Annotated in this window: 16 protein-coding genes; 15 read left to right on the top strand and 1 reads right to left on the bottom strand. The window is 66.4% G+C overall.

Annotated elements, in window-relative coordinates:
• Nucleotides 1-329: 329 nt before the first annotated feature.
• From ETD86_RS29370 to ETD86_RS59280, 4 genes are all read left to right on the top strand, one after another.
• On the top strand, nt 330-548 hold the full coding sequence (locus tag ETD86_RS29370) for a GlsB/YeaQ/YmgE family stress response membrane protein (RefSeq protein ID WP_138669478.1): 219 nt from the start codon (nt 330-332) through the stop codon (nt 546-548).
• 260 nt (nt 549-808) lie between these two features.
• Nucleotides 809-1,342, top strand: a complete 534-nt coding sequence (locus ETD86_RS29365; RefSeq protein ID WP_211370398.1) for a hypothetical protein — start codon at nt 809-811, stop codon at nt 1,340-1,342.
• A gap of 6 nt (nt 1,343-1,348) precedes the next feature.
• Nucleotides 1,349-1,678, top strand: a complete 330-nt coding sequence (locus tag ETD86_RS29360) for a hypothetical protein (RefSeq protein ID WP_138669476.1) — start codon at nt 1,349-1,351, stop codon at nt 1,676-1,678.
• A 175-nt stretch (nt 1,679-1,853) separates the two neighbouring features.
• Nucleotides 1,854-1,988 carry a hypothetical protein gene (locus ETD86_RS59280; protein WP_281286977.1) on the top strand — a complete coding sequence of 45 codons (135 nt, stop codon included), beginning with the start codon at nt 1,854-1,856 and terminating at the stop codon, nt 1,986-1,988.
• Here the strand turns inward: ETD86_RS59280 and ETD86_RS29355 are convergent.
• A complete protein-coding gene (locus tag ETD86_RS29355) occupies nt 1,949-3,148 on the bottom strand; it encodes a serine/threonine-protein kinase (protein ID WP_281286976.1) in 1,200 nt (399 codons plus the stop codon). The two genes, ETD86_RS59280 and ETD86_RS29355, sit on opposite strands and share 40 nt — an antisense overlap.
• A 312-nt stretch (nt 3,149-3,460) precedes the next feature.
• Here ETD86_RS29355 and ETD86_RS59275 point away from each other — a divergent pair, with 312 nt between their 5' ends.
• From ETD86_RS59275 to ETD86_RS29310, 11 genes are all read left to right on the top strand, one after another.
• Nucleotides 3,461-3,586 (top strand): hypothetical protein, encoded by a 126-nt coding sequence (locus ETD86_RS59275; protein ID WP_281286975.1) that lies wholly within the window; start codon nt 3,461-3,463, stop codon nt 3,584-3,586.
• Nucleotides 3,587-3,988: 402 nt separating this feature from the next.
• The gene (locus ETD86_RS29350) at nt 3,989-4,273 is read left to right on the top strand and encodes a GlsB/YeaQ/YmgE family stress response membrane protein (RefSeq protein ID WP_138669472.1); all 285 of its coding nucleotides are present in this window, start codon (nt 3,989-3,991) and stop codon (nt 4,271-4,273) included.
• A gap of 33 nt (nt 4,274-4,306) precedes the next feature.
• Entirely contained in the window at nt 4,307-4,492 is a 186-nt protein-coding gene (locus ETD86_RS29345) for a hypothetical protein (protein WP_138669470.1), read from the top strand.
• A 180-nt stretch (nt 4,493-4,672) separates the two neighbouring features.
• On the top strand, nt 4,673-5,296 hold the full coding sequence (locus ETD86_RS29340; protein WP_138669468.1) for a hypothetical protein: 624 nt from the start codon (nt 4,673-4,675) through the stop codon (nt 5,294-5,296).
• 3 nt (nt 5,297-5,299) lie between these two features.
• Complete coding sequence (locus tag ETD86_RS29335) at nt 5,300-5,743, top strand: hypothetical protein (RefSeq protein WP_138669466.1); 444 nt, start codon at nt 5,300-5,302, stop codon at nt 5,741-5,743.
• A gap of 4 nt (nt 5,744-5,747) precedes the next feature.
• A complete protein-coding gene (locus tag ETD86_RS55525) occupies nt 5,748-5,921 on the top strand; it encodes a hypothetical protein (protein ID WP_170223332.1) in 174 nt (57 codons plus the stop codon).
• A gap of 396 nt (nt 5,922-6,317) precedes the next feature.
• Entirely contained in the window at nt 6,318-6,815 is a 498-nt protein-coding gene (locus ETD86_RS29330) for a hypothetical protein (protein ID WP_138669464.1), read from the top strand.
• On the top strand, nt 6,781-7,053 hold the full coding sequence (locus ETD86_RS29325) for a hypothetical protein (protein ID WP_138669462.1): 273 nt from the start codon (nt 6,781-6,783) through the stop codon (nt 7,051-7,053). Before ETD86_RS29330 ends, ETD86_RS29325 begins: the two co-directional genes overlap by 35 nt.
• A gap of 43 nt (nt 7,054-7,096) precedes the next feature.
• A complete protein-coding gene (locus tag ETD86_RS29320; RefSeq protein ID WP_138669460.1) occupies nt 7,097-7,858 on the top strand; it encodes a WD40 repeat domain-containing protein in 762 nt (253 codons plus the stop codon).
• Nucleotides 7,859-7,899: 41 nt separating this feature from the next.
• Nucleotides 7,900-8,100, top strand: coding sequence for a hypothetical protein (locus ETD86_RS29315; RefSeq protein WP_138669458.1), 201 nt, complete (start codon nt 7,900-7,902; stop codon nt 8,098-8,100).
• 646 nt (nt 8,101-8,746) lie between these two features.
• Complete coding sequence (locus tag ETD86_RS29310) at nt 8,747-9,502, top strand: zinc-binding dehydrogenase (protein WP_246148388.1); 756 nt, start codon at nt 8,747-8,749, stop codon at nt 9,500-9,502.
• The last annotated feature ends 31 nt before the right edge of the window (nt 9,503-9,533 follow it).

The following is a 9,533-nucleotide window of genomic DNA, read 5'->3' as shown; positions in this document are numbered from 1 at the left end:
ACCGTGATCGACAGCGCCCGGCGGCTGGCCGAGCGGCTCGGCTGGCTGGAACCCATCAGCCCCGCCACCGGGCCGCCGCCCGGCTCGGGGGCTCCGACAGCCACCAGCCCCAGTGATGAGCCTGTCTAATGCGCCGGCTCTGAACACGGTGATCGGTCCTGGAGATGGGTCCTTCCTGGATCGCCTGTTTCCTACACGGCATCCGTGAGTGTTGGCTCGAAGTGAACGAGTTCGACCGTCGGCGCCGTCACTCACACGGTCCCCTGCTTCGACCGGTCCGGAAGACCGATCCCCTGCAGCCGTCGATGCACCGCCATAGGAGCTCGGCCATGGGCATCATCGCTTGGATCATCATCGGACTGGTCGCCGGGGCGGTGGCCAGAATGCTGGTTCCCGGCAAGGACGCGCAGGGTATGGTCATCACCTTCGCGCTCGGCATCGCCGGGGCGCTGCTCGGTGGGTTCGTCGCCACCGAGGTGTTGCACGTCTCCGGTGACGACGGCAGACGGGCTGGCACCCGCAGGGCCCCGGACGATCGTCGCCTGTGACCAGGGGAAAGCGCCGAGGCCGTACCGATGACCACATCCGATCTGAAGCCGTGCGGTCCGCCCGTGCCGGCGGCGGCCGGCACGCGGCGGCAGCCCCGATGGGCCGTCAGGACCGGTCAGCACACCGCCAACCCGCTGCCTTGGCCCCGTCCTTGCCAGGCATGCGAAGGCATCGACATCTCAGGAGGCAAACATGTCCGCCATGACGTGGTTGGCCGTCGCCGTGGCGGTGGTTGTGATCGCGGCCATCGGGCTTCGTCGTGCTGCAGCAGCGCCGGCGACGCCTTCGCCGGCGCTTCGGCCCTGAATACGAACGCCTCGTCAACGATCGGGACAACCGGGGCGAGGCCGAGCAGGAGTTACGTGCCCGACAGAGGTGGGTCGCCACGCTCGACATCACACCGCTGACCCCCGAATCCCGGCAGACCTACGCCGAGCAATGGACCAGGCTCCAGGAGCGGTTCGTCGACGCGCCAGGCCCCGCCGTGACCGAGGCCGACGAGCTGGTCACCACCGTCATGGCCGAGCGCGGATATCCCACCGAAGACTTCGAGCAGCAGCTGTCGGACCTGTCAGTGGTGCACGGCCGTACCCTGCACCACTACCGCCAAGCCCACGAGATCAGCGCGCGCGCTGCACCGGGCGAGGCCTCCACCGAGGACCTGCGGCAGGCCATGGTGCACTACCGCGTCCTGTTCCAGGAACTCCTCGACGATGGCGACGAGCACCACTCCCACCCCTCCCCAGCCGGCCACGAGCAACCAGCAATCACCGACGACTCCCAGCAATGGTGACTCGACATGGACATACGCAACGACCCCGAACGCCTTGATGAGCGCCTCGACGAATCCGGCGCCATGCCGCCGATCCGGACCGTACCCGTTCTGACGCACGACAACGACGGCGACCCCGCGCCGGCGCCGACGCCTGACCAGCTCGTCTTCGACCAGGCGGCCCAGCCGCCACCGGCACCGCCCGTCCCGCCGGTGTCTGTGCTCGGCAGCGACCCGCCGATGTCCAGGACCGGTGGCACGGCCTTCAGGCGTCCTTCGTCGACGATCCCCGCGATGCCGTGCAACGCGCCGACTCACTTCTGGACGAGGTCATGGCCTCGCTCCACCAGTCCCTGAAAAGCCGCATCCGTGAGCTGCAGGAGCGCTGAAAGAACACCGGCCACCATGACACCGAGCAGCTGAGGATGACACTGCGCTCCTACCGCGACACCTTGCACCAGCTGCTGCCACTCGCCGACGACCACGTGCCACGGTAAACCCGTGCTTCGCCATCATCGCGGCCATCATCTTCGTGTCCGGCCTGCTGCTGAACCTGCTCAACGTCACCATCGCCAGCATCGGCGCAACCGCTTTCGTCCTGCTCGGGCTGTGCCTGCTCGCGCTCCATCAAGCGGGCATCGGCACCACCGGCCCCCGGACACGCTGACCCAAGCCATCCTCCACACCCCGCCGACCTGGCCGCCGTTCACCACCGGCTGACCACCTGCTGCCTGCAAGACACCACAAGCAAGGACAAGACATGGGTGTCCTGGACATTCCCGTGGAACTGGAACAGATGAGATTGCCGCTGCCGAGTCGGGATCCCCTCATCGACGGCGCGGCGATTCCGGGCATGAACGGTGAGGTCGCTGCCACAGGGGTGTGCATGAGGGTGGTCGCTGACAGCTTGTCCTTCAACGGCCATAAATCTGCCACGTGCCGGAGTCGCTCGCGCGCGCCGGCTGCGTCCAGCCGCGTGGCAGGGTCCTTGTCAAGCAGGCCGGCGAGCATGGCCGCCAGCGGTCCAGCCCTTTGGAAGGGGTCGGGTGGGTCGGCGAGCACAGCGACAAGAGTATGAATCGCCGTGTCACGGCAGAAGGGGGGCCTCCCTTCGACGGCCATGAAAAGGGTGGCGCCCAGCGACCACAGGTCCGACTGTGGGCAGGCGTCACCTGTGACCCGCTCAGGAGCCAGGAAATCCATGGTGCCGGTCAGCATCCCGGTCTGGGTGAGCGGGTCCTCGCCGTCCATGGCGGCGATGCCGAAGTCGGTCAGGACCACGCGACCGTCATGGCCCAGCAGCACGTTGTCCGGCTTGACGTCCAAGTGCACGATCCCGGCCGCGTGAGCGGCGCACAACCCCTCGAGCACGTCCAGACCGATCTTCGCCACCGCGCGCGGAGACAGCGGCCCATCCTGGGCCACCCTTTGACCGAGCGTTCGGGAGCGCACCAACTCCAGCACGATCCAGGGCTGACCGGCCACCTCGATGAGGTCGTACACGCCCGCGACATTGGGATGGCTGACGCGTGCCGTGGCACGTGCCTCTTGCCGCGTGCGCTCGGCCAGGACTGTCCGTTCGGATCCGGTCGGCAACGACACTTCCTTGATCGCGACCTCGCGAGCGAGCAACTCGTCACGACCGTGCCAGACCGTTCCCATGCCGCCCCGCCCGAGAGGTTCGAGCAGCCGATAACGGGCGGCGAGAAGAGATCCATCCAACGGTGTGTCGAGTCTGCGATACTCACTCGCCGTATCGACGTGATGCCCGGGCGCGAGGTCGAGGACAGGTCCCTGCTGACGGCTGCGGGTGCCAAGAGCCGTCATGAGCGCCGTCCGATCGTGATCGCCGGTCGGTAGAGGCCTGCTCACCGGCGCCTGGCCAGTCCGCGCCATATCTACTTTCCTGTCCGCTGGCCGTCGCTTGGGCGGCGAAGGCCGATGATCGACTGCAGAATGGCCACAGTCGGCTGGTCGCCAGCGTCACCGCGGCGCCGAACACGATGGCGAGTCGTTGGCGCACGTTCTTCAGCTCGGTACGAAACAGCAGCCGGTGCTGAACAGCGGGCGTGATGAAACACGCCGTCTCCCGAGCGCCCGCCCCTCCCGGTGAGGCCCGAGCTTCCGTGCAGGAGCGTCATGGGCGGGCTGGGCAGCAAGATGCGTCCGGAGACGATGGCCGGGATCACCATCTCGACGACGATTACGGCCATCCATAACATGGTCTCGGTGGATATGGCTGCCTCCGCGCGGTATCGACGCTGACGCACACCGCCCGAAGACGGGTAGCCAGACACCGCCATCCAATGCCGCTGACCAGCAGACGGCTACCGGCGTTCCGAGCAAAGCTCATCACCGTAGCTGATCGCCGATCAAGTTCCTTCAGCAGGCCGAGCCCGACGACGCCGGACGGGGCCGACCGATCCGGGCCGCCTGCCGTACAACCGCCAGACGGTCCTCATCGCCCGTGCTCCGTCCGGTGATCGGCTGTGGTGATGAACCCTTCAGGGATTGGCTGTGTCCGTACGGCATGCGGGGATGTTGGCTCAAGGAGAACGAGTTCGACGGCCGGCCCCGGCGAGTCCGCGAGCGGCCGGCCCTCTGCTTCGACCGGTCCGGAAGACCGATCCCGCGCAGTCATCGATTCGCCGCACTAGGAGTTCGGTCATGGGCATCATCGCCTGGATCATCCTCGGATTGGTAGCCGGGCTGGTGGCCAGAGCGCTGGTCCCCGGCAGAGACCCGCAAGGGTTGATCATCACCTTCGTGCTCGGCGTCGCCGGCGCACTGCTGGGCGGCTTCGTGGCCACGCAGCTGTTCCATGTCTCGGGGCTTCAGGGGTTCTTCAACCTGTCGACGTGGGTCTGCGCCATCGTCGGCGCGGCTGTTCTGCTGCTCGCCTACAACCTGTTCACCGGGCGGCGTTCTGGCCGCTGGGCGGGCCGCCGATGAAAGCGGCCGAGTGCCGCGGCGGGGGGCGGCCCGATGTCCGTTGCCGGTGGCATCCCCGTCATCGGGGCCATCCTCACCTTCGCGCTGAGCAGGGGAACAGTTGGCGGCCTCGACCTGCGCATCGTGGGTGTCATCCTGATGCTCGGTGGCGGCGTCACGCTCGTGGCTTCCCCTGCTGCTGCGTGGCAGATTGCGCTGGAGCCAGTCGACCGTCCGTAGCCACCAGCACGTCATCGATGACGCGCCGCCCATCATGGTGGACCGTCCTGGCCACGAGGCCAGGCAACACGCTCACCGTCAGTATCCGGACGATCTTCGGTCCTGACCGGCAGATGTGTTCCATCCGATGCCTTCGCCCCCGGGCGGTGAGCGAAGGCATCGAGTCTCCAGGAGGCAGATATGACCAGCATGACCATGACCTGGGTCGCGGTGGCCGTGGTGGCGGTGGTGATGCTGGCCATCGCCTCTATCGTGCTGCGACAGCGCCGGCAGCGGCTTCGCCGGCGCTTCGGTCCCGAATATGAACGGACCCTGAGCCAGCGGGACACCCGCGGCGAGGCCGAGCGGGAGTTGCGGACCCGCGAGAAGCGGTTCGCCACCCTCGACATCAAGCCGCTCAGCCCGCAGGCCCGGCAGAGCTACCGCGCGCGGTGGACCAAACTGCAGGCGCAGTTCGTGGACGCGCCAGGCTCCACCGTGGGCGAGGCCGATCAGCTGGTGATGGCGGCCATGGCCGAACGCGGATACCCCGCAGGAGACTTCCAGCAGCAGCTCTCCAACCTGTCGGTGGTGCACGGCCGCACCCTGCACCATTACAGGAAGGCCCGCCAGATCAGCGGGCGTGCCGCGCGTGACCAAGCCTCCACCGAGGATCTGCGTCAGGCCATGGTGCATTACCGCGTTCTGTTCGAGGAGCTTCTCGACGACGGCGACCTCGCCGACAGTGACACTGACCAACCGCAACCAGCCGCCGCTGCCCGTGACGACCATCCGGCCCTGCACGGCGACCTTCGAGAAAGCTGACGCATGGACATCCGCAACGACGAAGAGCGCCTCGACCAGACCACCGACATACCGCCACCTCGGCCCGTGCCCGTTCTCGATCACGACACTCTGCCGGCCACCACCTCCGACAAGCTCGTGTTCGACCCGGCGGCTGAACCCGCGCCACCGCAACGCGCCTCGTTATTCGGCAGCGACCCGGGCGGTGTCCTGGACCAGTGGCACGATCTTCAAGCGTCCTTCGTGGACGACCCGCGCGAAGCCGTTCAGCGCGCCGACGCGCTCATGGACGAAGTGATGACCTCCATCCGCGAGACGCTGGAACGCCGCCTGCGTGAGCTCCAGGAGCCCTGGAAGAACACCGACCATGACGACACCGACACCGAGCGACTGAGGATGGCCCTGCGCGCCTACCGCAACGTCTTGCACAAGCTGATGCCGCTCGCCGACGACCACGCGACGGGGTGACGTCGTGCTGGCCATCGTCGCGGCCATCGTCTTCGCGATCGGCCTGCTGCTCGACCTGCTCAACGCCGCCATCGCCGGCATCGGCGGCACGGCCTTCATCCTGCTCGGACTGTGCCTGCTCGCACTTCATCAGGGAGGCATCGGCACCGCGGGCACGCGCTGGCGCAGAAAGCGCTGACTGGGGCACCTTTCAGCCACGGCGACGAGTCTCGCAGCACCCTCAGGAAACGCGCCTTCGGATCAAAGGGACCCCATGGCGACCGACCAAGCCACAGCGGGTGAGAGCTCCCGCCCCGATCGAGGCTGCGCCCGAACAAACTGGTCCTTCCGCGCGTCATGACACGCCCCCAAGGCTTTGCTGATCCGTGTCCCGGCCGAGGGGGCGCGGTGAGTCCTCAAGGCAGGAGAACACTGCGCCTTACCAAACCGGGCACTGAAGGAGCTCCTTCAACCTGGACTGTCAGCTCGGCTTCCACAGCAACGATGCGGCTGTCAGTCCAAGGGCGTTCATTCCGCGTGCGAGGGGATGGGGTACGGCAACCGCTGTGGGTGGGACGCCGGTTATCAGGGCTGCATGAAGGACAAGAACACGTCCCGGCCCGTCTGCATCGAGGGCTACGAGAAGAACGCCCAATGCCGCGACCACTACAGCGGCTCGCAGGGCTCGCCTGCATCGCCGGTCGTCGACATGTGCAACGGCGGAACGAACGCCTACGTGGAGTGCCGAGGAAGGGGCAGCTCGGGCAGTAGGGACGGCTGCCAGGCGTCGATCGACGCATATGCCTGCAGCTACAAGGGCAATCTCGCAACCGGCATCGACGGCTACGGCATAAGCGACAAGTCTGCCTGTAAGGGCGTAGCCGAGAGAGTCTCCTCGTGCCACAGAAGCGGCGGAACCGGGGGCGACTGCTTGAGCGCCGGCGTCATCCAGATGGACTGCATCAAGCGGACGAACAACAAGAACGGATGCACGCTCCTGGCGGATGACGTGATCCGCTGTATTCTCAGCGCGAATGACGCGAAGCAGACCGGGTGCGATGACAAGCCTGTTTCCGTCGTGCAAAAGGCGTGAGAAGGGTTCTCCGGCCGCCGACTGCGACCTCACGTACACGCCGTTCCAGGCCTGGATGGGGATCGCGCGGGTCAATGCGAACAAAGGCATCCTCGGCGGGATCTGCGGAGCGATCAAGTTCGCCGGGAAGCTTGAGTTCATGAAGACCTACGCGGAAACGGGCGGCGAGATATGCGACATGCTCGCCGCGGGAGGTCCGGCCTGGCTGGTTCACCTATGCGGGATAAGTGCCGCCTAGAAACTACAGGCGTTGGTTGCGCCTGGGGCCCGCGCTCGTCGCCGTGGCTCTGCTGATCGGAGCAGGGGTGCCTGTCTGCCTGCGGGCACATACCGTGTCCCAAGCCCGGTCCATCGCCCTCGACGGCATCAAGCAGCGCGGGTCGGACTGGTATGCCGCAGAACTGTTGGGCTATGTCGCCGTACTGACCCACTCGGATGGTTACACCACATCCGCACTGGCCGAGACGCTCACCGAGGAGCGCCGAGGCTTCCTCCCTGGGACGGCGACCGTTATCGATGTCGCGGTGAGTTCCGATGGGAAGCTGGCACTCGTCTCCGACGCGCAGGAGGGCTCCGGCCTTTGGCGTCTCGAAAGGGACCCGAAGCGGAGAGAGAATCTTACGGGGAGCAGGTCCACGATCCTTGATCGTGGGTTCGGGCCGGTGGCGTTGTCCTCCGACGGGCGGATCGCGGTGATCGGTGACGCGGCAAGCGGCGACATCAAGATGTGGGACCGCAACGAGGCCGACGATCCGAAGAGGGCTGTTGTCCGCACCGGCGACTACAAGGAACGGCTTCTCGATGTCTCGCTGAGTGCCGATGGCATGACATTGTTCGCCGGCTTCGAGAACGGCTCGGTCGAGGTTGGAGACTCGGAGTCGACAAGCCGCAGTTACTGGCGCGCGTGCGTGAGCACACATCCGGCGTGGGAGCGGTGTCGGCGTCAGCGGACGGCAGCAAGCTGCTCACCGTCAGCCAGGATTCGGCCATCGTCTGGTCGCTCGCTGATCCGAGCCATCCCGGTCCGAGCTCGCGGCTCATGAGTGCGGAGCATGCGCCAAGGGGGAACGGATGGGGCGGTGGCATGATGAGCGCCGACGGCCGGAAGGCGATCATCGATCGGGCCATTTGGGATGTGACCGATCCGGCGCGGCTGCACCAGGTGGGGAGCCTGTCGAACTCTGCCGAAGGGGGAACGCCGATAGCCATCACCGGCGACGGGAGCATCGCAGCCACGGTCGAGAACGAGCAGTCGACGATTGACCCGGTGGTCATATGGGGCTGAAGGATCCGTCGCACCCGATCCGGCTGGCCACGTTGAAGGTTCCTGAGTCGCAAGGGTGGCAGCTGGCCATGAGCGGTGACGGGGCGGTGATCGCCGTGGGAACGAGAGTCGGCGGGGTCTATTCATGGCTGCTGCCCAAGCTGCGTTCCAGCCTTATAAAGGATGCCTGTGTCGCTTCCGGGCCCCGTCGGCCTCCTCCCGGGTTCTGGGAGAGTATTAGTGAGCTCGCACCGCGTCACACAGCCACCCGTTTGCACCGACCTATGAAACGGTGTTCACCCTGGATGCGTTCGGCCGGAGGCAGTGGTTCATGGGCGTTCGCCTATGAAACCGGTGGACACGTCATTGCGCGGGGTCCGCGGACAGTCCACAGGGAAGAGACCGAAGTTAAACGCCGAGATCGACGGGGTAGAGCTGCGCATGTCTGCGGCGTTCTCGGCGACGCTGGACACGGGGGAACATTCGGGGGCACGATGCAGGCGTTCGTGATGAAGGAAATCGGACAGGTCGGCTTGATGGACCAGCCCGTCCCGCGGCCAGGTTCGCTGGATTCCGTCGTACGAACGACCACCGCCCTGGCTTGTACGTCGGACTCCCACACCGTCAATGCCGGCATCGGGCCGCGGGAGAACACGAGGGCGTCGGCGTGGTGCACGAGGTGACGGCCTTCCGGCCGGGCGACCGGGTCCTGGTGGGCGCCATCACTCCCGACTGGGGTGATCTTGCCTCCCAGGACGGTCATCCGTCACAGTCAGGCGGACCGCTCGGGGGGTTCACGTTCGCCAATTCCGAGGACGGGGTCTTTGCCGAGTACTTCCACGTGAACGAGGCCGACGCGAACCTGGCGAAGATCCCCGGCTGCGTGCCCGACGAGATGGCGGGCCTCATGGCCACCGCGGGCGCCAAGCTGCGCGAGGCCGGCCTGGTCATCGGGGTCGGATCGGTGCCCAGCCGGCAGAAGCTCGCTCGCGACTACGGCGCCGACGAGATCGTAGACTTAACCACCGAGGAGGTCGTCGAGCGCATCCTTGACCTGACCCAGGGACAGGGCGTGGACACCGCCATCGAAGCCCTCGGCGCGGACGCCACCCTCCAGACCGCCGTAAAGATCACTAGACCGGGCGGGACGGTCTCCAACACCGACTATTACGGAGAAGGCGAGTTCGTGCGCATTCCCCGTATCGAGTGGGGCGTCGGGATGGCCAACAAGACGATCACGACCGGCCTGTGCCCGGGCGGCAGGGTGCGCATGGAGCGGCTGCTACGCGTTCAGGAGAGCAGGCGACTCGATCCCACGCACATGACCACCCACACGTTCCGCTTTGAGGAGATGGAGCGCGCCTTCGAGGTCTCGGACAAGAAGCTCGACGACCTGGTGAAGGCGCTGATCACCTTCTCGTGACGGAAGCTGATCATCGTCCAGTATCGAACAG

It is taken from the genome of Nonomuraea turkmeniaca (assembly GCF_005889735.1).
Taxonomy (GTDB): domain Bacteria; phylum Actinomycetota; class Actinomycetes; order Streptosporangiales; family Streptosporangiaceae; genus Nonomuraea; species Nonomuraea turkmeniaca.
Note: the sequence above shows the minus strand (reverse complement) of the source record. Positions and strands in the feature narration are given on the sequence as shown.